20 protein-coding genes are annotated in these 24,110 nt (G+C 60.1%); 11 read left to right on the plus strand and 9 right to left on the minus strand.

The window, feature by feature from the left end; translation table 11 throughout:
* Nucleotides 1-25: 25 nt before the first annotated feature.
* The 4 genes from sppA (at nucleotide 26) to lhpI (ending at nucleotide 2,780) form a co-directional block, all read left to right on the plus strand.
* Nucleotides 26-988, plus strand: a complete 963-nt coding sequence (gene sppA, locus AC1DSZ_RS04295; RefSeq protein ID WP_476837144.1) for a signal peptide peptidase SppA — start codon at nucleotides 26-28, stop codon at nucleotides 986-988.
* Between the two features lie 69 nt (nucleotides 989-1,057).
* On the plus strand, nucleotides 1,058-1,384 hold the full coding sequence (locus tag AC1DSZ_RS04300; RefSeq protein ID WP_188515986.1) for an integration host factor subunit beta: 327 nt from the start codon (nucleotides 1,058-1,060) through the stop codon (nucleotides 1,382-1,384).
* A gap of 71 nt (nucleotides 1,385-1,455) precedes the next feature.
* Complete coding sequence (locus tag AC1DSZ_RS04305; protein WP_476837145.1) at nucleotides 1,456-1,794, plus strand: lipopolysaccharide assembly protein LapA domain-containing protein; 339 nt, start codon at nucleotides 1,456-1,458, stop codon at nucleotides 1,792-1,794.
* Nucleotides 1,795-1,826: 32 nt separating this feature from the next.
* The gene (gene lhpI, locus AC1DSZ_RS04310) at nucleotides 1,827-2,780 is read left to right on the plus strand and encodes a bifunctional Delta(1)-pyrroline-2-carboxylate/Delta(1)-piperideine-2-carboxylate reductase (protein WP_476837146.1); all 954 of its coding nucleotides are present in this window, start codon (nucleotides 1,827-1,829) and stop codon (nucleotides 2,778-2,780) included.
* A 13-nt stretch (nucleotides 2,781-2,793) separates the two neighbouring features.
* Here lhpI and AC1DSZ_RS04315 read toward each other — a convergent pair whose 3' ends face one another.
* From AC1DSZ_RS04315 to AC1DSZ_RS04325, 3 genes are all read right to left on the minus strand, one after another.
* Nucleotides 2,794-3,024 carry a BrnA antitoxin family protein gene (locus AC1DSZ_RS04315; RefSeq protein ID WP_476837147.1) on the minus strand — a complete coding sequence of 77 codons (231 nt, stop codon included), beginning with the start codon at nucleotides 3,022-3,024 and terminating at the stop codon, nucleotides 2,794-2,796.
* Between the two features lie 134 nt (nucleotides 3,025-3,158).
* Entirely contained in the window at nucleotides 3,159-4,283 is a 1,125-nt protein-coding gene (locus tag AC1DSZ_RS04320; protein WP_476837148.1) for an acyltransferase family protein, read from the minus strand.
* Between the two features lie 428 nt (nucleotides 4,284-4,711).
* Nucleotides 4,712-4,963, minus strand: coding sequence for a hypothetical protein (locus tag AC1DSZ_RS04325; RefSeq protein ID WP_476837149.1), 252 nt, complete (start codon nucleotides 4,961-4,963; stop codon nucleotides 4,712-4,714).
* A gap of 206 nt (nucleotides 4,964-5,169) precedes the next feature.
* On the opposite strand from AC1DSZ_RS04325, the gene AC1DSZ_RS04330 reads away from it, so the two are divergent.
* From AC1DSZ_RS04330 to AC1DSZ_RS04355, 6 genes are all read left to right on the plus strand, one after another.
* On the plus strand, nucleotides 5,170-5,604 hold the full coding sequence (locus AC1DSZ_RS04330; protein ID WP_476837150.1) for a phage pre-tape measure protein: 435 nt from the start codon (nucleotides 5,170-5,172) through the stop codon (nucleotides 5,602-5,604).
* Between the two features lie 23 nt (nucleotides 5,605-5,627).
* Nucleotides 5,628-10,529: a glycoside hydrolase family protein gene (locus tag AC1DSZ_RS04335; RefSeq protein ID WP_476837151.1), complete on the plus strand. Its 4,902-nt coding sequence runs from the start codon at nucleotides 5,628-5,630 to the stop codon at nucleotides 10,527-10,529.
* Between the two features lie 311 nt (nucleotides 10,530-10,840).
* Nucleotides 10,841-12,058: a Fic family protein gene (locus AC1DSZ_RS04340; protein WP_476837152.1), complete on the plus strand. Its 1,218-nt coding sequence runs from the start codon at nucleotides 10,841-10,843 to the stop codon at nucleotides 12,056-12,058.
* Nucleotides 12,059-12,126: 68 nt separating this feature from the next.
* The gene (locus AC1DSZ_RS04345) at nucleotides 12,127-12,333 is read left to right on the plus strand and encodes a MucR family transcriptional regulator (protein ID WP_476837153.1); all 207 of its coding nucleotides are present in this window, start codon (nucleotides 12,127-12,129) and stop codon (nucleotides 12,331-12,333) included.
* A gap of 264 nt (nucleotides 12,334-12,597) precedes the next feature.
* The gene (locus AC1DSZ_RS04350; RefSeq protein WP_476837154.1) at nucleotides 12,598-13,197 is read left to right on the plus strand and encodes a hypothetical protein; all 600 of its coding nucleotides are present in this window, start codon (nucleotides 12,598-12,600) and stop codon (nucleotides 13,195-13,197) included.
* 8 nt (nucleotides 13,198-13,205) lie between these two features.
* On the plus strand, nucleotides 13,206-14,288 hold the full coding sequence (locus AC1DSZ_RS04355) for a helix-turn-helix domain-containing protein (RefSeq protein WP_476837155.1): 1,083 nt from the start codon (nucleotides 13,206-13,208) through the stop codon (nucleotides 14,286-14,288).
* Nucleotides 14,289-14,392: 104 nt separating this feature from the next.
* Here the strand turns inward: AC1DSZ_RS04355 and AC1DSZ_RS04360 are convergent, their stop codons facing one another.
* From AC1DSZ_RS04360 to hsdR, 6 genes are all read right to left on the minus strand, one after another.
* Nucleotides 14,393-15,541: a PIN domain-containing protein gene (locus AC1DSZ_RS04360; protein ID WP_476837156.1), complete on the minus strand. Its 1,149-nt coding sequence runs from the start codon at nucleotides 15,539-15,541 to the stop codon at nucleotides 14,393-14,395.
* 49 nt (nucleotides 15,542-15,590) lie between these two features.
* Nucleotides 15,591-16,205 (minus strand): hypothetical protein, encoded by a 615-nt coding sequence (locus AC1DSZ_RS04365; RefSeq protein ID WP_476837157.1) that lies wholly within the window; start codon nucleotides 16,203-16,205, stop codon nucleotides 15,591-15,593.
* Between the two features lie 143 nt (nucleotides 16,206-16,348).
* Complete coding sequence (locus AC1DSZ_RS04370; protein WP_476837158.1) at nucleotides 16,349-18,055, minus strand: restriction endonuclease subunit S; 1,707 nt, start codon at nucleotides 18,053-18,055, stop codon at nucleotides 16,349-16,351.
* Nucleotides 18,052-19,509, minus strand: coding sequence for an N-6 DNA methylase (locus AC1DSZ_RS04375; protein ID WP_476837159.1), 1,458 nt, complete (start codon nucleotides 19,507-19,509; stop codon nucleotides 18,052-18,054). The genes AC1DSZ_RS04370 and AC1DSZ_RS04375 overlap by 4 nt, the downstream gene beginning before the upstream one ends.
* A gap of 3 nt (nucleotides 19,510-19,512) precedes the next feature.
* Nucleotides 19,513-20,379: an FRG domain-containing protein gene (locus tag AC1DSZ_RS04380; RefSeq protein WP_476837160.1), complete on the minus strand. Its 867-nt coding sequence runs from the start codon at nucleotides 20,377-20,379 to the stop codon at nucleotides 19,513-19,515.
* A gap of 3 nt (nucleotides 20,380-20,382) precedes the next feature.
* Entirely contained in the window at nucleotides 20,383-22,815 is a 2,433-nt protein-coding gene (gene hsdR, locus AC1DSZ_RS04385) for an EcoAI/FtnUII family type I restriction enzme subunit R (protein ID WP_476837161.1), read from the minus strand.
* Nucleotides 22,816-23,102: 287 nt separating this feature from the next.
* Here hsdR and AC1DSZ_RS04390 point away from each other — a divergent pair, with 287 nt between their 5' ends.
* Nucleotides 23,103-24,080 carry a hypothetical protein gene (locus tag AC1DSZ_RS04390; protein WP_476837162.1) on the plus strand — a complete coding sequence of 326 codons (978 nt, stop codon included), beginning with the start codon at nucleotides 23,103-23,105 and terminating at the stop codon, nucleotides 24,078-24,080.
* Nucleotides 24,081-24,110: the final 30 nt, after the last annotated feature.

Below are 24,110 nucleotides of genomic sequence, written 5' to 3' on the forward strand. Positions count from 1 at the left end.
GGCGGCACAACAGCGGAGCGCCTCCATGTCGTCGGAGACCGACTATCTCGTCGACCGTCGTCGCCTCAAGCGGCGGGTCACCTTCTGGCGCGTTCTGGCGTTCGTGGCCGTATTCCTGGCCGTGGTGGGCGCCGCCGTCGCTGTGGCGGGTCGCCAGATGGGCGTGGCCGGAGCGCCGCAGCTCGCGCGGGTCGAGATCTCGGGGCTGATCACGGGCGACCGCAAGACGCTGGATCTCCTGAAGCGGGTGCAGAAGTCGGACGCCGTGAAGGGCGTGCTGCTGAACATCAACAGCCCCGGCGGCACCGTTTCGGGCTCCGAGGAGCTCTATGACGCAATCCGCGAGCTCGCGGCCGCCAAGCCCACCGTCGCGGTGGTGAATGGCATGGCGGCCTCGGGCGCCTATATCGCGGCGCTCGCGACCGACCGCATCGTGGCCCGGCAGACCGCCATGGTGGGCTCCATCGGCGTGCTGTTCCAGTTCCCCAACGTCGTGAAGCTGCTCGACAACATCGGGGTCAAGATGGAGACCATCAAGTCCGCGCCCCTGAAGGCCGCGCCGAGCCCCTTCGAGCCGCCGACGCCAGCTTCGCAGGCCGCCGTGGAGGCGCTGATCGCCGACACCTACGGGTGGTTCAAGGGGCTGGTCGCCGAACGCCGCGGCATCGACGGCGGCGGCCTCGCGACCGTGTCTGACGGCCGGGTGTTCACGGGCCGGCAGGCGCTGCCGCTCAAGCTGATCGACGAGATCGGCGGCGAGAAGCAGGCGGTGAGCTGGCTCGAGAACGAGAAGAAGCTCAGCAAGGATCTGCCGATCCGCGACTGGAAGCCCAAGGACGGCAGCCCGCTCGGCCTGTGGAGCGCGGCCGGAGCCGTCGCGGGGGCTTTCGGGCTCGATACCGCGGCCAATCTGCTGCGCGCCGTGGAGCAGTCTGCGCAGTCGCCCGTCCTTGACGGGCTGCTGGTCGTCTGGCAACCTCGCGGATGATATAATTTCGAAGTTTTTTCAATCAAATAGTCGGTAAATGACGTTTGGCGGGCAACCAGGGAAGAACCGATGATCAAGTCGGAACTCGTGCAGAAAATCGCCGAGCGCTATCCCGAGCTGTACCAGCGGGACGCCGAGAACGTCGTGAATGCGATCCTGGAGGAAATCGTCCAGGCGCTGACGCGGGGTGATCGGGTCGAAATCCGCGGCTTCGGGGCGTTCTCGGTCAAGAAGCGGGACGCGCGGCTGGGCCGCAACCCCCGCACGGGGGAGCACGTTCCCGTTTCCGAGAAGTTCGTGCCGGTGTTCAAGGCGGGCAAGGAAATGCGCGTCCGCCTGAACCGCGAGCCCACGCCGGCGCGCGCCGCCGCGCCCCGCAAGGTGAGCGTCGGCTGACCTGACGATGACGCGGCCGTTCGGCGACCCAATGGGGTCGCGCACGGTCTGAAGCTTTGTTGACGGATGCGATGAAAACATTTCTGAAAGCGCTCGTGCTCGTGCCCCTGGCGCTCCTGCTCACCGTCTTCGCGGTGGCCAACAAGACGCCCGTGGCGCTCCAGCTCGATCCGCTGGGCTGGTCCGACCAGAACTGGACGTTGAACCCGCCCTTGTTCCTGGTGCTGCTCGTCACGCTGGCGATCGGCGTGCTGGTCGGCGGGATGGGCGTCTGGTTCGGCCAGATGCGCTATCGCAGGGCCGCACGGGTTCACGCCCGCGAGGCGGCCCGCACCCGCGCCGAACTCGAACGCGTCCGCGAGGAGGCGCCCGCATCGCGCGCCCTTCCGGCCGTATCGGCGATCCACTAGAAGCCTCCCCTCCTCCTTCCGCCGGAACCGCCATGCAATTCGTGTCCGCCGACGAGGTCGATCGCGTCCTCGATCCCTCATCGGTGGCGGACGTGCTCGCGGAGGCGTTCCGCTCCGACATCGTCGCGCCGGTTCGTCACCACCACGAGGTCGAGCGCCACGGAGGCTCCGGCACGCTCTTGCTGATGCCGGCCTGGACCGGGCCGTCCGCGGCCGAGCCTTTTCTGGGCGCGAAGATCGTCACGGTGTTTCCGCAAAACGGCGTGCGCGGCATGCCTGCCGTGCTGGGCTCTTACATGCTGATGGACGGCGCGACGGGCGAACCGCGCGCCATCATCGACGGGACGCGCCTGACCGCCTGGCGCACGGCCGCGGCCTCCGCGCTGGCGGTGCGCAGCCTCGCGCGCCGGGACGCCATCCGCATGGTGATGGTGGGCTCCGGGGCGCTGGCGCCGTTCTTCATCCGCGCCCATGCGGCCGAGCGGGGCCTCACCGACATCGTGCTTTGGAATCATCGCCCGGGCCGGGCCGAAGCCATGGCGCGCGAGCTTGCGGCCGAAGGCCTGCCGGTGCGCGCCGTCACGGATCTCGAAGCCGCCGTGCGGGAGGCCGACATCGTCTCCTGCGCGACGCTCAGCGAAACCGCGCTGGTGCACGGCGCCTGGCTGAAGCCCGGCGCGCATGTGGATTGCGCCGGCGCGTTCAAACCTTCCATGCGCGAAACCGACGACGAGGTCGTTCGCCGGGCCACCCTGTTCTGCGACACGCGCGGCGGCGCGCTGAAGGAGGGCGGCGACCTCGCCCAACCGATCGCGGCCGGCGTGATCACGGCCGCCGACATCAAGGCCGACCTGCACGACCTCGCGTCGGGCCGGCATGCCGGCCGGACGCGCGACGACGAGATCACGTTCTTCAAATCCGTCGGCGCTTCGCTGGAAGACCTCGCGGCCGCCATCCTGGTGTGGAAACGCGTCGGCGCGGCCTGAGCGCCGTGAGGGGCTAGATGCCGGCCTGTTTGCGGAGCGCGTCGTTGATGCGCTCCTGCCAGCCGGGCCCGTCCTCCTGGTAATGGGCGAGAACATCGCCGTCGAGCCGCAGCGACACCGTCTCCTTGGCGCGCGGCGCCACGGGCTTGGCGACCGGCGCAGGCGCGGCCTCGGCGTCCTTGGGCTTGAACACCGCATTGGCGGCCTTGAAGGGATCAACGCCGCGGCGAGGACGATCGATCATGGTTCTCCGAACCCTTTGTTCGCGTGGAAGCGCCCCGCCCTGATCGCGACGCAAATTGCAGGCTGCAAGCCGTATAGTCCCACCAAGCGGCCAGTGAGCGCAACGCACCTTCAGAGTCGGACTTTCTGGACTACTCACGTTCGTTGAGAGACGGCTCGAGCCATGGATGTCTGCCCGGCAGAGCCACGGTCTGCCGAATGCGTCTTGGGCCACACCGTTCGCAACCAGGCGCCCAGCTTTCGACGCAACGGCTCATCGTAGAACCGCAGCGCGATCCAGGCTGCGGCGGGGGTGAGAACGCAGATCGCGACAGCCTCGATCGCGAAATCGCGGACGCCGATTACGTGCTGGTATCCACCGTTGAGCCACACGAAAATCGGGTAGTGCAGGGCGTAGATCGGGTAGGAAAGCTCACCCAATACGATGCCCAGCTTTCGCAGGCGCCCGGTCAGATCCGTATTCGAAAGCGCGAGCACCAGCAGTGGGGCGATCACGGATGTCCAGGCGACGCACACGGCAGGCGATAAGGTCTGCGGGTAGTAGAAGGTGACGCCCGTGAGGAGCACGAGGACCGGAACAGCCCACCGCCAACGCGGGTCTTGCAGAACTGGCCATCTTCGCTGCGCATGGAAGACCGCGACGCCAGCGTAAAAACCGCCGAGCACGCGCGGAAAACCGGACCAGAAGCTATCCCCGGTGTCCCCTCCCAGCCCCATCACGGACGCGCCTGCATATCCGGCAATCGTCAGGACGAGCGCCAGCGCCAATCCGTCAACACGCCTCAGTGCAACCCACACGAGGTTGACGGCGAGTTCCAGAAACAGGCTGAATTGCGGGCCGTTGAGCGGAAAGACCTGCGGGCCGCCGAGTTCCTTCGGAGCGCCGAAGAGCGGCGCCATGAAAAGCCCCATGACGATCGACAGCGCGAGCCAATCGAAACTGACTGCATGATCCAGCAGCAGAACACGTGCGCCGATATAGGCGCCGCTGACGAGCGTGCCGAGAACGATCAGAGGGGCTAGCCGAACAATCCGGATGGCCATGAACTCCGCAACGCTCAGCCCCGCGGCGAGCCGTTGCCGGTACGCAACCGATAGAACATAGCCGCTCAGGCAAAAGAACAAGTCTACAGCGAGGAAGCTATTCGCAGCCAGCCATGACTGATCAAACCAATGTCCTAGATGATAAAGGAGGACGGAGAGCGCAGCAAAGCCCCGAAGGGCATCCAGAGCCACATAGTGCTGAAAAGATCTATGCATGAATACGCTGTGTCACTCGATCATCAGGCGCAACGACGGTGCATGACCTTCGTTAATGGAATGTTCCAGAATGCCGCGCTTTTCTGCGCTTTAAGCTATACGCGGCCATTAGGAAAGGCGGCGGCTGACTCTGGAGGCATCACCGGAGCGCAAGCCAATGTCCGGCGACCGAATTCCGTCAGTTCGGCAGCGCCCAAAACCCGTGGAATGGTGAACGGATCGACGAAGGGATGCCCACAGGTGCAAGTCAGCGGAGCCAGTGAGCTCATCCACCAGGTTTCCCAGTGGGCAGGCGGCCCGGATCAGACCGTTGGAATGAAATGAACAGTGGCGGAGGGAGCGGGAGCCTTCTGGCGCGGATTTCTCTGCAATTCCAAGCTCCTGCCCAAAACTAAATTATTTCTACCAACGCTTCTACCAACGCGCTTTTAGAGCACCGCTGACGCGATCCGCTGGCAGAAGCCAATCTCGATTGGGCCGAATCGCCCTTTCTCGACCATCGCCCGAACAATATGGCCGAGCGTCGGCGCGGCTTCATTGTCGCGCATATAGCGAACCAACTCCAGCGCATGTTCTCGGCCGGTCGCATTGTCGGCCGCGGTGTCGCCTGTCTCCTGGACCGCCCAGAGATCCTTATGGGTGCCTTCGACACTGACGAAGGGAAGCATGGCAATGTTCATTGGCTCGTTCTCCGTTTTTCACAGACTAACGAAAACACAAAACTTGCGTGCCGACAAGTTTTTGTTTTTCAACTACTTATGTATTTCTCAACTAGACGTTTAATTTAAAGATGAGATGCCCTGATACGCGCTGAGACAGCGCACTTGAATCGACGTTTTTCTTTGTATCTGCTACCGTGCCCATGCAACAGAGCGGAGTAAGCACTATGAAAAAGGTCCAGAAAGTCAGAATCACCGTCTCGTCAATTGAGCCCAGCTTCCAAGTTCGCGGGTTGACGATGAAGGAGGTTGCGGAATGCCTTGCGCCCTTCGCTGAAGACCTGGCGCCCTTGATGGAGATCGTTGGCCAGAGCGGAGCGGAAGCGCCCGCGTTTGATGAGAAGTTCACCGGGTTCATTATCGGGCGACTGCTTAGGAACCTCCCCGCGCTTTCTGCCAAAGCCATCGCCATCGCTGCGGATGAGCCCGATGAGATAGCGGCGGCCGGGGATCTTCCCCTTGGGACTGCGGTCGCGGCGCTGGACGCCATTGCGCGGCTGACGCTTGCGGCGGGTCATGACGCCAGCGTTAGGGACATCATCGCGCAGATTGGAGCCGCGACGCAGGCCGCCGCGAAGAACCTGCCCAAGGGCCATCACTAACCATTCACATTGGAGGGTTGGCCATGGCCAGCAAGGATGTTGAACTCGTCATCAAGGCGCGTAACGAAGCATCGCGCGCGATCGACGCCGTTTCGAGCGCGTTGAAGGATCTCGCGGGCACGCAAGACAGCACCGGGAAAAGCGCCGGCAAAGTTGACGGTCTACTCGGCAAATTAGGGGAGGAGTTCCGCAACCTCACGCGGGAGGCTGCGGCATTGGGGGCGGTGGGCAAAGCCGCAGTCCAAATCGACATCGCCGGCGCGGCTGTCTTGCGGATCGAGGCCGACACGGTCAAAGCCGCCCAAGAGATCAAGCGCCTTTCCGACGAGACGGGTAGCGCATCGGAAAGGACTGCGCGGCTCAGGGCAGAGTCCGAAGCCGCAGCTTCAGCGATCGATGCGCAGCGGCGCGCAACGGCGGCAGCGAGGGCCGAGCAGACCAGCGCGAACCGGGAATTGCGCGCTGCCGAGACCGCACTTGCGCGGCTGGAGCGACGTTCGGGAGCGAACCCGGCAGGAGCCTCGGCCGATATTGCGGACCAACGGTTAACCGTGGCCGACCTTCGCGGCCGGCAGGGTGAAGCTGCCGCGCGTTATCAGGCGCAAAAGGCCGCCCAAGACGAGCTTCGCAAAAGCCTCGACAGCCTCAACACGCAAGTTGCGGCATCCGTACGGGACGAAGCGAACCTGCGCACGGCCGTTGCTACCGCCTCCGCAGCCCTCTCGGATCAGCGGGAAGCCCTTTCTGGTGCGAAGGGAAACTTGGCCGAGATGGGCGAGGCGGCTGAAAAAGCCGCGGCTGGACTAGGCATTCTGTCGGCCGGTCAAACGCAAGTCGCTGAGGCTTCCGCCCGCACTGGCGCTCAACTGGCGCAAACGAAGGCTCGTATCGAGGCGCTTCAAAACGCGCCGAAGGTCGGCGCCGCGGGAAGCGATCCGCTCAACATGGCCGCTCAGCGCCGCGTGTTGCTGGAGGCCAAGCGCGATTGGGTAGAGGCCGAAGCCGAGGTAAAGCGCCTTGCTCAGGCCATGCGAGGCGTCGCCGCGCCAACGGCCGAGATGGGTGCGGCTCTCGGCCGTGCGCAAGGCCAAGCCCGAGGGTTGAAAGACGAGTACCTGGCACAGCGGGAGGCGTTGGGGCGCCTCGGTGGAACCGTTCAGTCCACCTTCGCGCAGTTCAGTCACAGCGCTTCGGCTATGCGCGCGGCTGGCAGCGCCGCACAAGCCACGGGCTCCGCATTGGGGAGCGCCGCGTTTGGAGCGAGCTCGTTCGCGAGCGGACTGGCCAAGTCGGCTGCGGAAGCCGGCGCGGGCTCTGGCGTATTCGGGCAGCTGCGCAACCAGGTGCTCGGCCTAGCCTCGGCCTACGTCGGCCTTCAGGCCGCATTCGGCCAAATCGGTGGCGTCATCAAATCCTATCAGACGCTTGAAGCGGCACAGAGCCGCCTCGGCGCCGTGTTCAACCAGGATACCGACAAGGTCGCGGCGGAACTCGACTTCTTGAAGCGCCAAGCGGCTCGGCTCGGCATCAGCTTCGCGACGCTCGCGGACGAATATGGAAAGTTCACTGTCGCGGCGAGCGCAGCCAATTTCACAAGCGAAGCCACACGTAAGGTGTTCCTGTCCGTCGCCGAAGCTGGACGGGTGAACAAGCTCTCGGCCGATCAAATGTCAGGCGTGTTCCTCGCGCTGACTCAGATGATCAGCAAGGGAAAGGTGCAAGCCGAGGAGTTGCGCGGCCAGTTGGGCGAACGCCTTCCTGGCGCTTTCAACATCTTCGCCGATGCGCTCGGCATCACGACGGAGAAGCTGGACGAAATGCTTCAGGCGGGCCAAGTGCTCGCTACTCAAGGCACACTGCTCAAGTTCGCCGATGCGCTCAACGTGCGCTTCGGTCCGCAGCTTGCGGCTTCGCTGAAAACCACGACAACCGAAATCGGGCGCTTCCAGAACGAGTTGTTCAACGCGCACCTCCGGGTGGCGAACGGCGGCTTTGTCGACGGCTTGAACAAGGCCTTGGCGAGTCTGAACGATTGGTTCGCCAGCATTGATGGGCAGGCGTTCTTCCAGAGCCTCGGTGCGGCTCTTGGAAGGTTCGCATCGGCCCTTGCCGTCGTGCCGAGGTACTTCAACGAGATCAAAACGGCCGTGCTCGCAGTTGTGGGCCTCAAGCTTGGCGGCTGGCTGGCAGGGGTCGCCGGATCGCTTGGCGCAACGACGAATGCGGCGAAAGCCCTTTCCGCCGAGCTCGCGTTCATTGGTCCACCCACGCAGGCCCTCACGCTGACGCAGCGGACGCTCATGAGCGGTTTTGCGCAGACGGTCAGTGCGATCGACGCTTACCGCGCCTCTCTGCTCTCCTCAACCAGCAGCATTGCCCTGGCGCGTGCCGGCGCGCTCTCGCTCGCCGCCACCTTGAACGGCGTGCGAGCAACCATCATTGGCGTTGCCGCTGTCGCGCGCGGCTTGTGGGCGGCCGTAGGCGGCTTGCCGGGACTGATCCTCACCGGCATCACCTTCGCGCTTGGCTCGTGGCTCACGAGCGTCGACAAGGCGTCCACGGCCCTTGAGGAACATAAGCGCCTCATCGGCGATGTCGTGGACGCTTACGGCCGGGCAACGGACAAGGCCGGCGACTTTGCAAAAGAGGTGAAGGGCGCATCGTCTGCCCAGATCAAGCTTCGGATTGGCGACGCCGAAAGCGTGCTCGACAAGCTGCGCAAGAGCGTTCAGGCGCCGGCCGACGCTTTTGGCGTCGACACGAAGGGCACGGTGGCAGCGCTGAAAGCAGCGGTGGACGGCTTCCGAACTGGCGAGAAATCAGCGGCCGATTTTAAGGCCGCGGTGAACGCCATCGCGGAAGCTGATCCGAAGCTAGATCGCGGATTGGTCGACAGTATGCTCAAGACGGCAGACCAGGCCCGCGACAGTGAGCAGACGCTTGCAAAGCTGCGGGCCACTCTGGCGCTCGTGGAGGGCAACGCGACGGACTCGCAAAAAGCCCTGCTCGGCCTCAAGGGTGCGGCAACTGACGCCCTGACTCCGGGCAAGTTCAGCCTGGACGCTTACACTGACGCGATTGACACCCTTAAGGGCAAAATCCCGGAACTCGCCGCTCAAATGAAGCTGCTCAAGTCGCTCTTGGAGGTGGACGCCGCTGGCGTGAAAGCCTTCGCCGAAGCGGTGCGCTCAGGCGACTTCGGCAAGGTCCGCGACGCACTGAACGTCTACGGCGCTGCTCGGGCTTCCGTTCAATCGGAAGGCGAAGCAGCGATCATGAAGGAGATTGCCGGCAATTCGAAGATCACGGCTCAGACGCTCGGGCTGATCAAGAACGAGGAAGGACTTCGCCTCTCCGCCTACAAGGACGAGGGCGGGACGCCAACGATCGCTTACGGGTCGACCACCTTCAAGGGCCAGCCCGTCACGATGGGCATGGAGATCTCGAAGGAGGAGGCCTATCAGCAGCTAGTCCGCGACGTGGCCATGTTCGCCGCGCAGGTAGACAAGCTCGTCAAAGTCCCGATTACCGACGCCATGCGGGACGCGCTCACAAGCCTCGCCTACAACACCGGCAAGATACCGCAAGCGCTCCTGGACAAGCTCAACGCGGGCGACTACGCGGGTGCCCAGGCCGCAATTCGCAGTGGCGTGAACACCGTCAACGGTCGGCCCAACTCGGTCCTTACGGCTCGTCGTAGCCGCGAAGCGGACCTGTTCGGGAGCCAAGGCCTCAACTCGCCTGAGATCGCCGCCAAGGCTGCGGAGACGGAGCAAAAGCGGCTAGAAACCCTCAAGGAGTACAACACGGCTTTCAAAGAGCGGATTTCTGACGCCGAATTTGAGACGCGTATCCTGTCGCTGTCGAAACGCGAGCAGGAAATCCAGAAAAAGCTTCGGGACGAGAACAACGCGGCCGTGAAGGCTGGCACGGAACTCACGGCCGCTCAGGTCGCGCAAATCCGCTCGGCGACCGGCGCCCTGTATGATCAGCAGCACGCCGAAGATGCGGCAAAGGAGAAGAAGAAGGAGGCGGAGGAAGCCGAGAAGCGCGTCAACGATCTCTACGCCACCCGCCAACAGTTGTTGGAGCAGCAGAAGCTCTTTCAGGATCAGGGCGACACGACGAAGGCCGAGGCAACGCGCCTGGCGATCGAGCAAATCAACGCCCAGCTGCGCTCCGGTATCGAGGCTGCTATTGCGCTCTGGCAGGCCATCGGGGGCGCGGAAGCCGACAAGGCGATAGCGAAGCTCCAAACCACCGGCTTGAACATTCAGAAGCTTCCGACAGTGCTCCTTACGGCAGAGCGCGCAAACGACATGCTCGCAACCGGGCTTACGTCGACGTTCAGCGAAGGGCTTAAGGGTTTCGGTGAGGCGATTGCCGGCGCGAAGTCGTTTGGCGATGCGATCCGAGGGGCGGGCCTGGCCTTCGTAAAGTTCGCGGCCAACTTCCTCCAGCAGATCGGCGAAATGATCATCAAACAAACGATCCTGAACGCCCTTCAGAGCGTCATGGGATCGGCCGGCAGCGGTGGTGCTGGCGGCGCCCTAGCGGGCTTCGTGAACAGCCTCGTGCGCCACGATGGGGGCTTGGCGCTGGCAGGCGTTGGGCAGCAGCGGCGAGTCCCTGTCGCGGCTTTCAGGAACGCTGTGCGCTACCATGAGGGGGGCTTGGCCGGCTTCAAGCCAAACGAGGTTCCCGCCATTCTGGAGAGGAACGAGGAGGTGCTTACAGCCGACGATCCGCGTAACCGGCTCAACGGCGGGCTCAGTGGCAGTCAGGGCGGCGCGCAGAGCATTCGCAATGTGCTCCTGTTCGACAGTGAGGAAATCCCAAACGCCATGGCCAATTCGTCAGGCGAACGCGTCATCCTCAATGTTATAAAGAAGAACCAAGCGACGGTTCGGAACCTGATTTCATGATTGCCGATCTGCACGCCTGATGAGTAGATCCGAGCTAGCCCGCGCCACGGTAGGACCACGCAGTCTTAGGATCATGCCCGAACTCTGGGCACAATCTGAGCGCCCGTGGAGCGCAGCTCCAGCCTAGGTCTTACGATAAGGTCCTTTCTAGCATTTTTCAATGCGTCGCCAGCCGCTACATATTGGTGCTGGACCCCTTCGACCACCTGCATCTAGACCAGAGTTTTTAGTCGGCTATAATCCACAGCGCCCAGTTTCAATTTTTCGGCGGTTTCCTATAATCTGCGACTCCCAGTTTATAGCGGGCTATCATGGACGCTTCCGATTTCTCGGCCGCCTCGCCAGGCACTCTGGTCCCGACCATCAACCGACAAAGCGCGTTCGTTCCCGCACCGCTGCCGCCGACCATTGACTTGGGCGCAATTGCGATCGGCCTTGCCGAAGCGATGCAGGCCATTGGGGAATTGAAGGGAGCGTGCAGACGTCTGCAAAATCCCTACATCTTAGTCCGCCCCCTTCAGCGGAGAGAGGCGCTCACATCCTCTGCCATGGAAGGGACATACACCACCGCAGATAATTTGCTGCTCGCTGAAGCGGGTTTGGGTGTCGAAGACGGAGACGATACCAAGGAAGTGGTCAACTATCTCAGCGCTTTGAATGAATGCTTGAAGATGTTGGAGACGCTTCCTATCTCGCACAGGGTAATCAAGCGGGCCCACGAGATCTTGTTGTCGGGCCTCAGCCTGTCGAGAGGCGCACAAAAGCGGCCTGGCCAATATAAAACGGACCAAAATTGGATAGGTGGGCGCACCATTGAAGCCGCTCGTTTCATTCCCCCTCCTCCCGCTGCCACCCAAAAGTGCATGGATGAGCTGGAGAGCTACATCAACCGCCCTGACCAGACGTTCCCTATCCCTTTGGTGGATCTCGCGTTAGTCCACTACCAACTCGAAACAATTCATCCGTTTGCTGACGGAAACGGGCGAGTCGGCCGCATGCTGATCTCACTGATGGCTGTCCATAACGGCCTTCTGAACATGCCAATTCTTTATATTAGTCCAGTGATGGAGCGCTACAAAGACGAATACATTGACTTGATGTACGGGGTTTCGGTTTATGGGAAATGGACAGATTGGTTGAATTTCTTTTTTTCGCGAATTGTTGAGAGTAGCAGGGAGACGATATCTACGATTGATCGGTTAATCGATCTTCAAATAACTTACCGAGGGATTGCGGGTAGCCTGGGCCGATCGGCTACCGCAATGCATCTAGTCGATTATCTTTTCGAGCACCCAGCAATCACTGTCACACAAGCCGGTCAGAAACTGGACGTGACATACCCAGCTGCCAAAAGCGCAATCGATAAATTAGTCGAACATGGGATACTCCGGGAATATGCCGGAACGTACCCCAAGGTTTACTATGCTCCAGCAATCTTAGCCGCATCCCGGCCGCCCGAGAGGCCGCCGGCTGACGATGATAACGGCGGGCAGCAGCTTACAGAGGGGGCCGCAGTAGAGCGCGAATGATCTGTGGGACATTGGGGTGAAGGTGAATACCCACCCAGCCGTGCGAGCACCCACCTGCGTCGGTTTTCATGATCAGGTACGGCCTGAGCCCGGCCGATTACCGCGCCAAGTGGGAGTTGCCCAGCGACTACCCGACGGTCGCGCCGAACTACGCTGCATCCCGATCGGAGTTCGCTAAGGCGGCTGGACTTAGCTCCAAGTGCCGCTTGCCTCCCGAGCCGGCCAAGGCGCCGGCAAAGCGTGGTCGGCCGAAACAAGCTAAGGCTGCGGCCTGACATGCAATAGCGTGTCTGCCCCGATTTTTCTCGAAATCGGGCAAGTGCTGCCGGCCAACGCTAGGGCGGTGGCCATCTGACATGACGGTCTCGACAGCCTGTATCAGGAAGCGCGGCTTTGCGGTGCTGTGGTGGAGCGCTCGAAGCATCAGCAAATCTGGCTGTAGATTTTCGTGTTGCCGCTGCATCGGCTCGCGCATAATCCGAGGCTATTTTTGTAAAGTTCTGCTACGCTGCAAGCCGGAGATTCGGTAGGGGAAACAAATGGCGCTGCCGCTGGAGCACTACGTTCAACAGGTTTTGCTTGAGAACGGCCGTGCTGGCCTCATTTTTGAGGCAGTGTCTCGGGCTTGGAATGCGGTCAGCACGAAGTACCCGGAGCGATCGCGATGGCAGAGGCGGTCGACGTTTCGCAATTTGGTTTGGGAGGAGGCAATCCGCGAACTCGGATCGATCTCCTTCTCAGATCCAGGTTTTCGCGTTGTTTTCCACAGGGACACGGTTTCGTTTGTGCTTGAAGACGCCGTGCTAATGCGTTTCAAACATGCTGATGTGAGCCTCACTACGGCGAATTTTCCAACGGGCGAAGCAGTGGATTTCGACGATCACGACGTCGACTTGTACGGCTTCAAGGGGCTGCAGCGGGTCAACCTCGTTTACGTCCCAAACGAGTTCGAGACGGACCTGTTGTGGGTCGGAATCAGCGCGCGATCGAAAGGCAGCCAGCTTTGGAAACTTGAGCTCTCGACAGCCGGTCTCGCTGCGACAGCGCGGCTGCCCTTCCTAGAGCCGGAGGTAGACCCGTCAAGGATCGCTAAGATCAAACAGCATCCCAACGTCGACAAGAAGAAGAATAACCGTTGAGTTCAGTCATGAGCCTGAATCCTGAGCTGTTGCTTCTTGCGCGGCAGTACCGCGGTCTGAGCCAAGCCGACGTTGCCCAAGCTGCGGGCCTCGATCAAGGGCATTATTCACGCCTCGAACGGGGTTTTCTAAACGGCACCCCTACTGACCCGACGATTTCAGCCATCTCAGGCGCACTACGATTTCCGATCTCGTTTTTTAAGCAGACCGACGAAATGGCTGGGCTCCCGCTAAGCGTGCACGACGTGGCTTGGAGAAAGCGAGCGTCAGTTTCTGCAACTGATCTAAAACGGCTTCACGCAGAGCTGAACCTTCGTATTATGAATCTCAGGAGATTGCTCGACCCGATCGAAATAGCCGCTGAACTTCCACTTCCACGTTTAGACGCGGACGAAGTCGGTGGAGCTGCTGAGGTTGCCCGGCTCATTAGGCGAGCATGGATGGTGTCGGACGGCCCAATCAGGAATCTGACTACGTTATGCGAAAGGGCCGGCATCCTGGTCGTGGCGTGCGAGTTTGGTGAACGGGTCGACGGTTTGACGATGCGCTTACGAGACGTTCCACCCGTCATCTTTCTAAATTCTAGGGCTCCTGCTGACCGAATGCGGCATTCATTGGCCCACGAGTTGGGTCATCTGATCATGCACAGTATCCCGTCAGATGAGATGGAAGAGGAGGCCGACACCTTTGCAGGCGAGCTTCTTGCTCCCTTGAATCAGCTTAGATCCGATCTGATAGGCGGACGTATGACGTTGGAGCGTTTGGTCCAATTAAAACGATACTGGCGTGTGTCGGTAGCCTCGCTTCTATTTCGTTCAGGCCGGCATGGCCTGATTTCCAAAAATCAGTCTGATTACCTGTGGCGCCAACTCAGTGCCCGAGGCTGGCGCAAGACGGAGCCTGCCGAGACCCAGTTCGATCGCGAACCTATTCGGCTGTTCAAACATGTTCTAGATTTGCATCTAGATGAGCTTGGTTACTCGCCAGAAGAATTGTCCCAACTCTTGAATATCGATGAAGAAGATCTTTTCACGCTCTACGGTGTAAGAGCTTCAAAGGACAAGAAGGCTGTGTTGCGCTTAGTGAAGTGACGCCACTAAATCCTGAGATCCTGGATTCGCGAGCTTGTCCCCACGACCTCACGCGAGGCGCGGAGGCCATCGGGACCTTCCAGACTGCTTACAGTCTAAGGACATCAGTATTTTTCGTGATATGGGTCCTCACTTTGGAAGGGCTCGACCGTACCGAAGCTGACCTGGAGAGGCGTTCGGGCCACTTCGATTTCGGCGTGTTCGTAGCCCTCTTCAGGGTTACGAAGAACCGTGATTGCTAAATTCATACTCACTCGCTTTGTGACCTCGACCTCTTCACTGCCAAGGCTAACGTAATCACGGTCCATGCCGTCTCGAACGCTAAACGAGAAGGATGCCTGAAAATTAGCGTCGACTTCGATAGATGTTGTAAAAGTTACAGTGTCGTCGTCAGCCGCGATCACTACCGGGTCGGTCGCGGAGTCCCAATGAACAAAGCTCAGCACAGACTCGATCGGTTCGGCTTCGAACTCCACGCTCGACCATCCATCGGCATAGAAGTCTGTCTCAGCCAACCGCTCTTGAATCGCATCTTCAACTAGAGGGGGTAGATCATCGGCTGCGCTGCGGAGCTTGGCTACAATTAAATCTGCCACAACACGGCCGGATTTATTGAACAGCGAAAGTGCTGCTTCGAGATCTCCCATACAAACAAGATGCTCAGATTTGGCGCAATACGCGGCCCAGCCTTTGTCGGTGCTGACACAAATGACCGTCGTATTTGCCTGCCGCGCGTACGACTCGAGAGACAAAAGGGCGAATGCATCCGGGAACTCGTGCTTTTTCGCCTCCTTCCGTTCAAACGGAACTTTGCCAGAAAAATAAAGGTCTAGGATTTCGCTTGTCCGGTCGTGTTGGCCGAGTGCCGCTATTCGTTGGGCACCGGTGCTGCGAACGAAGACTTCGACTTGGATAGCAGCCGCGATTTGGGGATCATCATCGATACAATAGGTAGCTGGGGCCGCCATGTCATTTTTGTCGATCCGCCAGCGACGACCTTGTTCCCTGAGAGCTTTCTTCAGCGCCTTCTGGGTCTCCGCCGCTTCCTCGCTGATGTGCCGCAGGACCTCACGCTCAACAATTTCCGACAGAAGGAGCGAAGTGGCTCCATTAGCGAATTGGTCTAGTCGCCGCAGCACCGGAAAGCTCAGGTTGCAGCCGTACCGGTCGAACACGTTCGTGTCAGGCGCGATAGCTTTGATCGCGCCTTTGGCAATCATTCGGCTGATCTCGTCATCAGGATAAACCGGCATTCTACAGCTCCAACCAGAACCAACGCGAGCGGCCTGTAAATAGGGGATCTTAGGTGCCTCGACCGCGGAGTCTCTCTGCGTTGCCAAGCTCCTCGCCAAGACGCCGAAGTAGTTCCTTCTCGGCCTGTTCGGCGGCCATCTTCAGTGACTCGGCCCCACCTGCGCACGCAAAGCCCGCAGGCGTGTCACCCTTGCCGCGACCATCAACCGTCTTGCCGAAGAGCCGGCCACTTGGGCCGTCCACAATCACCGCGGCCGAGATGTCGACCTCGCTGACAATGTTGGCGCTCCAGAACCCTGGCACGACGCGCAACCGGCTCTGAATGGTTTCACCCCGGATCGTGATCGTGCCGCGAGCCCCTTGCGACTTGGCGCGGTCGCCGGGCACCTGCTCCTCGGCGTCGATCGGCCGCTCAATGACATTGGCGAGCGTCTGACGGACCGCAGAAGAGAACGACGTCGAGAAGTCGAGGGGGAAGGTGTGCGCGCTGCACTGGAAATCCGACGAGCGGACGTTCTCGGTCAGCCTGGACCCGTCTGCGTAAAGCAGCCACGAACCAGGCACCTTTTGCGAAAACGACGTCACTACGTTCAGCGCGGGGGTGGCGATCGGCTCCGCCTTGTAGGCGCAACCGGAAGTGGCCAGCGCGATAAGCGCCAGCATGGAACCCGTTCTCGACTTCATTATCAACGCCCCGGCGGTAGATCACCCCGCTTAGATCCAACGGCGCCGGTCCTGCCAGGGCAATCAACTCGTCTATCCGGAGAGCGATTGTACACAGACGATTTCGTTGTCCGAGGACAGGCTCATTCAGCTGCTTCTAAGTCGCGCCGATCGGCCGGCGACAAAGCTTCGGCGAGTAGGGCGTCGAGAAGGCGGCGACGGGTGGCGACAGTGGCGGTGAGGCTTGCCTCAAGTTGGTCGCAGAGCGCCATCAGCACATCGACCTTGGCGACGATGCGGTGTTGCTCGGCGAGCGGCGGTAGGGGAAAGACCCTTTTTTCGTAATCACTCATTGCAAAGTGCCCATGAGTTGACTGAGTAAGCCCTTCGATAAACTGATTCATATTCTTGACGAGTAGGTACTCAAATTTGCTCGACAAAACGGCACCGAAGGAACGGATGCGCCACATGTTTTGATTGAGGAGCGCCGGAAGTATCGACTCATCAACAATAGTCGTCTTTCCGATTGTGCCGCCAACCATCACCATTATGATTTCACCTGGCTCGATCAAGAAGCCAGACATTTTTGAGTCAATCTGTTCTGTTGGAAAAAACACTACGTCGGACAGATCAAATGAGCCCTCTCGATTGAAATTGGTGACCCGAAAGACAAGTGTTCCCTTGTCAACGTAAGTCGAGCTTTTAAATGCGAAGCCAGTTCGAATTGCAAATACGTTTCCCATTCTAACCCAGTGCCAGCTTGCGGGCGCATCGAATGTCTTTTCTGCGTCTTCAATTTCCGGAAGAAACTTGTTTCGACCTGTTGACCTAGCCTTCTCTTTCGCGATCCGCTTCAGCAGTTCCGACGCTGGTTCGTCGTTGGGGTCTTGCAACACGAGTTTGCCGCGCACGGCGAGGTTAAGGATGGCTTGGCGCAGGCGCTTAATCTGGTCGGGGCGCGTGGTGAGGGCGGGCAGCGCGTCGAGGGCGAAGCGGGCGTCGGACTGGAAGGTTTCGGGATCGGGCGCGTTGAGTCGTGCAAGACTGGCCGCCGCCAGCCGGTCGCGTACCCCTTCGCGGCCCGCCCGCGCCGCCTCGAGCCGGTCGCACAGGCCCATCAATTCATCGACTTTGGCGACGATGCGGTGCTGCTCGGCGAGGGGTGGGAGGGGAAAGGGTGCGACTATCGCGTCGGGCGTCCGAAGGCGTGGCATCTTGGTGCCGCGTCCCAATCGTTCGACGTAGGCCACGAAATCGGGCCGACGAAAAGCGAGGGCGCAATAGTCCGGGCACAGCCGCATGAACGGCCGAATTGCGACGATTTCGGTTGTCGAATATCCGGGCTCATCAGCGACCACCACCTTGTTCAGATAGGGGCGCAGTTTGCCGTAAAGGATGTCACCGGGTTCAAACTCGGATTTCGTGCTCTGCGAGTCTCGATCGCTGACACGCAGCCTTTCGACGATCCTTGACGTGTCCTTCTCGATGTCCTCAAGCTCTAGAAGCCATCGCGATTGATCTAGTTCCTTCGGATCGCGCTTTGTCCCTGCATCATAGTCGAAGGTTTCACCGACACGCACCCATGCCCAAGTCCTCGGCAAAGCGTAAAGCACTTCGGCATCGGTGATCGGCTCAAGGGATGGCGGCTTACGTATCTCGCCCGCCTTCAACAGCCGCGCCTTTTCCTTCGCGATCCGCTTCAGCAGTTCCGTTGCCGGTTCGTCGTTCGCATCCTGCGGCACGAGCTTGCCGCGCACGGCCAGATTGAGAATGAAGTGGCGGAGGTGGGCGATCGCGTCGGGCGCATCGGCGACCGTCTCGTAGTGCGCCAGCAGGCGTTCGGCGTTCATCGGGCGAGCGCCTCGGCGAGGTTCGCCTTCAACTGATCGCGTATGCCCGCCGTCTCAGCTTCGGCGCGGGCGAGGTCCTTCAGCAGCATTTCCGGGTCGCCCTGATCGTCCGCCATGGCGTGCGGGTTCTTGATGTCGAGATTGTAGCCGCGCGCCTTGATTTCCTCGCCGCTCACCTTCCATGCCTGCAGCGTCTCCTCACGGCCTTTCCGCTCCTTGCCGCCCCACCAGTTGATACAGCCTTGAAAATGCTCCAGCCGAATTGGCCTGGTCATCGAATAGGCTTTCTGGCCGTCTGGCACACGGTGCTCGTAAAACCAGATGTCTCTCGTGGGGGCGCCTTTTTCGAAGAACAGCAGGTTGGTACCGATTGAAGCATAGGGCTTGAACACCGAATTGGGCAGGCGAACAATGGTGTGGAGGTTGCACTCCTCCATCAGATGTTCCTTCAGCCGTGTCTTCACGCCTTCGCCGAACAGTGTGCCATCGGGCAGCACCACGGCGGCGCGGCCATCTTTTTTGAGCAGGCGCACGATCAGCGCCAGGAATAGATCGGCGGTTTCGCGGGTGCGGAAATGGGCGGGGAAGTTGCTTTCAATGCCGTCTTCCTCGCGCCCGCCGAAGGGCGGATTGGTAACGACGACATCCACCCGGTCGGATTGCGAGTAGCTGATATAGGGCCGGGCCAGCGTGTTGTCGTGACGCACGAAGCTCGGGTCCTCGATGCCGTGCAACAGCATGTTGGTGACGCAGAGCATGTGGGGGAGCTGCTTCTTCTCCACCGCGCGTAAGCCGTTCTGCAATGCCCATTCGTCCGTGGTTTTGTTCACATAGCGGTCGCGCATGTGGCGGATGGAACAGGTGAGAAAGCCGCCCGTGCCGCAGGCGGGATCGAACAGTATTTCGCCCGGATGCGGGTCGATGCGGTCCACCATGAAGGCCGTGACGGCGCGGGGCGTATAGTATTCGCCCGCATTGCCAGCCGATTGCAGATCGGTGAGGATTCGCTCGTAGATATCGCCGAAATGCTGGCGCTCGGCCAAAATATTGAAATCGACCTGCGCAATCTTGTTGATGACCTGGCGCATGAGCTGGCCGGATTTCATGTAGTTGTAGGCGTCCTCAAACACGTCGCGCACTACGCGGCGCCGATCGCCCGGCTTGCCCGTGAGCTGCAGGCCCTTCAGCGCCGGGAACAGCTCGCCGTTGATGAAGCCGACAAGCGCCTCGCCGGTCATCCCTTCCGGGTCCGCCGCCCAGTTGCGCCATTGAAGCTTTTCGGGGATTGGCGAGCGATAGCCGGTTTGCGTAATTTCGAGTTCCTGATCCTGATCGTCGATGATCTTGAGGAAAAACATCCAGCACAATTGGCTGATGCGCTGCGCATCGCCATCGACGCCGGTATCCTGACGCATGATGTCTTGGATTGATTTGACGAGGGTGCGGACGGACATGGGCTAGGCGGCCTTCTTATCGAGTTTCTTTTTGATGTAGTCGGCAATCGCAAGTAGCAGGTCGCGATGCTCGGCTGGATAGAGAGCAGCATCGGGGGAAGGCGGATAGTTGCTGCTGCTCCAAAAGGTCTTCGGATTAAACCGAAACTTCGCGATCAGACGCCTTCCGAAGTCCATCTCGTAGTAACTGTAGTGCGAATGCTGCCCAAAGTCGCTGATCTCGGGATACTCTCCCAAGAGGTAGCCCTCTTGTATATGAGGCCGAGCAGCATCAGGTGGGCAGGCACTCGAAAGGCGAATAACTTGCAGACCGGCTTCGGAACTGGCGGTCACAGCTCCGCTCAAATTCGGCACTCCAAATGCGAACAAGAATGCGCTCTCCGAACTGTTTCGATTGGAGGCGAATGAAGCCGCGATCCGCAGCGAGTGGGTAACGTCCAAAAGCGGCGTGGCGCAAATTTCGTAGTGTTGAAGGATCGCCCACCGGATGATCCGCTGACGCTTTAGACGCTCGAAGCCGAGCAATCTCTCGGTCGCGTATTGCTCAACCAATTGGTCTTCAGCCTCCCGCAGGCGGGCAAACCGATCTTCTAGTTGAACCCTCGTTGAAAATTTTCCTCCTTCAAGCCGAAAAATGCTCGACTTGAGCATGCTGTTGTTCTTTGTCGTTCGATAGTCCTGTCCCTGCCCGCGAAATAGAAGCACATGCTCGCGGTTGCGAAATTGAAGTTCAGCAACTTTTTTTGCGAGATGGAAATAGGTCGCTACCTCATGTCCGTCACCGGCCCGAATGGCCTGATTGCTGGCGGCGCGAGCATTCGGTTGACTATCGAAGTAAGACCAAATCTTTTGATTGCCGATTTTCTCCATCGGTCAGGCCACGCCTTCGTATAGTGCGTCCTGCAACTCATGAACGGCTTTCTGGAAACCCTCCTTGCCGCCGAACGCCTTGATGAGTTGAACGACGCTGCCCATCGCGCTGAAGGGCGCGATCTTCAGCACGTTGGCATCGTCGAGATTGAGCACGCCCTCGTCGCGATACTTATCCAGCAGCGCATCGAGCACGGCGCGGGCTTGTGGCCCGTATTTGGTGAACACGTCGCGCTTCTTGACGTTCTCGGCTCGCTCGCGGCGGGAGAGCGGCTTCTTGTCGAAAGCGACATGGCAGATCAGATCGAAGGGATCTAGATTCTTCCCGAGTTCGTCCGCGATGGCATCAAGCGCCAAGCCCTCGGCTCCCAGTTCCTCAATGATCGCCTGCTTGCGCCCCGCCGATCTCCAGCGCTTGAGGAAATCGTCAAGACTGGCGAAGCGCTTTTTCAGCACCGTCTTGGTGAAATCGCGCAAGCTTTCCGTGACGAGCCTGCCGTTCTCGTCGAGATATTCGACACGCTCGGCCAGAATGCGCGCACCGACACCATCGACATAGATTTTGCGGATCGGATCGCCGGGCGGGAACGGCAAGCTCGGCTGATCGACCAGGGCTTCATCCGCGCCGGGTGTGGGCGGCGTGTCCGCCCCTTCCGGCACATCATCAGGCGGCGTGATCGCGTCGCCTTCGCCGGGTTCGTATATCTGCACCGGATCGCCATCGAAATCGGGGTCGGCAAAATGGCTTGTCGCGCCTCGAAAGTCGATCAGCGTGAAATAGAACTTCTTGGTATCCTCGTGAACGCGGGTGCCGCGCCCTACAATCTGCTTGAACTCGGTCATTGAGCCTACGGCGCGGTCGAGCACGATCAGGCGACATGTCTGCGCGTCGACTCCGGTTGAAAGCAGCCGCGAGGTCGTGACCAGCACGGGATATTTCGATTCCGGATCGATGAAATTGCCAAGCTGTTCCTGGCCTTCCTTGTCGCTGCCGGTGATGCGCATGACGTAGCGGGCGTTTTCCGCGACCAGGTCAGCGTTCTCGTTGATGAGCGCCTGCCGCATCCGCGCTGCGTGTTCCTCATCGACACAGAAGACAATGGTCTTCTGGAAGCGATCGCCACTTTCCTTCAGGAACTCCGTGACCTTCTTAGCCGTAAGCTTAGTGCGGTCATCGAGCACGATGTTCCGGTCGAAATCCTTGGTGTTGTAAATCCGGTCCTCGATCGCGTTGCCGTCGCGATCTAGCTGGCCGAGTTCCGGGCGATAGCCCTCCACGTCGCGGTCGATATGGACCTTGACGACCTTGTAAGGCGCCAGGAATCCGTCGCTGATGCCCTGCCGCAAGGAATAGGTAAAAACGGGCTCGCCGAAATAGTCGGTGTTGGAGACGTACTCGGTTTCCTTCGGCGTGGCCGTGAGGCCAATCTGCGTAGCACCCGAGAAATGATCAAGAATTTCGCGCCAGGCCGAGTCCGCCGCCGCGCTGCCGCGGTGACACTCGTCGATCACGATCAGGTCAAAGAAGCCGGCCGAAAACTCGCGATAGAGTTTTTGCCGGTCTTCAGGCCCGGTGATGGCCTGGTACAGCCCGAGGTAAATTTCAAAGGCGGTGTCGATGCGACGCTTGGTGTCGAGCGCCAGAGTTAGATCAACCGCGCTGCCGTCCTGCCGCTCGATCGTCTTGGCGCTGGTGGAAAGCTTCGCCATCGCTGCGCCGAACGGGCGGAAATCATTGACCATCGTCTGGTCGATCAGCACGTTGCGGTCGGCCAGGAACAAGATGCGCTTCTTGCGGCCGGCTTTCCACAAACGCCAGATAATCTGAAACGCTGTGTAGGTTTTCCCCGTGCCGGTCGCCATGACCAGCAACACCCGGTCTTGCCCTTTTGCGATGGCCTCGATCGCCGCATTGACAGCATTGACCTGATAGTAGCGGGGGGCCTTGCCACTTCCGTCGTCGAAATAGTCTTGGAGCACGATCTGTTCGGCCTGTCCGTCGAGGCCCTTCCAGAGGCAATAGCGTGCCCACAGGTCCGCAGGAGACGGGAAGGCATCCAGCGCGAGGTTAACCTCAATCGCGGCGCTCTGGCCGGTGCGGTCGTGGAACACGAAGCCGTCCCCATTTGAGGAGAACACGAAGGGGATGCCCAGCGTCGCTGCATAGTCGAGGCCTTGTTGCATGCCGTCCCCTACTGAGTGCTTGTTGTCCTTGGCCTCGATCAGCGCGATCGGGATGTTCGGCTTAAAATAGAGGACGAAGTCGGCCTTCTTCGCCTTTCCGCGCGTCACCAGTTTGCCGCGCACTATAATGCGGCCCTTGGTGAAATAGACCTCCTCGCGTACCTGCAACATCTCATCCCAGCCCGCACGCTTGACGGCGGGCAGGATGAATTTCGTGCAGATGTCCCGTTCGGTGAGGCTTCGCTTATCCATCGCGCAAGGCGGCTCCCGCAATCTCAATTTTCGAAAGCCACCTAGTCAGCCCGCTTTCACCATTTCTCGCCGAATCGCCGCCAGGCCGCAAGGCTTAGGCTTGGATCAGCGTTCGTTTGACCTCGGATGCTGCAAAGTTCGTCAATCAGCGGTTGATTGGCTTACCGTGGGCGTGCTCCGAGATGGTCGATTCGGGGATCAATTTGAGGTTGAGAATGACTCGGCTCTACAAGCTCGCTAACGACGCGCTAGTCCCTGTCCCAGCTGGTCGCCTAGCCACTGAGGACATGATCGAGAGGTGGGTTGCCGAGCAGCCCTCACTCCTTGGCCTCAACGTGTTGGTCATTGGCCGCCAGGTCGTGACCGACTTTGGCGGGCGCATCGATCTCCTCGGCATCGACGCAGATGGGAGTCTCGCAATCGTCGAATTGAAGCGGGATCGTACACCGAGAGAGATTGTTGCCCAGGTGCTCGACTATGCGAGCTGGGTACAGTCGCTGAGCACCCCGCAAATTTACGAGCGCGCACAGACCTATTTGGGCAAACGTTTCGAGACCGCCTTCATAGAGCGGTTCGGTACGAGCCCGCCAGATCGACTAAACCAGAACCATACGATGGTCATCGTCGCCAGTGCTTTGGATTCCTCATCCCAGCGCATTGTCCGGTATCTTTCAGAAACCCACGGCGTGTCGATCAACACTGCGTTTTTCACCGTGTTTCAAGAAGGCTCACAAACACTCCTGACAACCGACTGGCTCCTCGACCGACAAGAGGTGGCAGTTCGGTCTGAGAATAAGGTTCAAGCGCCTTGGCAGGGCATCTGGTACGTGAATGCAGGCGACGGCGAGAGCCGAGCTTGGGAGGACATGCGCCGATACGGCTTTATCGCGGCCGGCGGAGGCGAGACGTGGTCGGCACCGCTGAGCAGGTTGAGCGTTGGTGATTCGATTGTGGTCTACCAAAAAGGCGCTGGGTACGTCGGGTACGGGAAAGTGGCCTCACTTCCAGTGATGGCGCGTGATTTTGAAACTGGAGACGGCCCGATACTCGCCCTACCGCTCTCCCAGCCCAATCTGGCTCATGATCGTGACGACCCTGACGTGGCAGAATATTTGGTCGGCGTAGACTGGGTCAAAACGCTTCCGATCGCTGACGCCATCAGGTTTGAGGGCATGTTCGCCAATCAGAATATCGTCTGCAAATTGCGCGAGCCCAGAACGCTTGAGGTGCTCCGTGAACGTCTCGGCGTTGTGACAGAATCCTGAAATCGCTTAATGACGGAGAACGAGGTTGCG

It is taken from the genome of Alsobacter sp. P4_H11, from assembly GCF_056400925.1.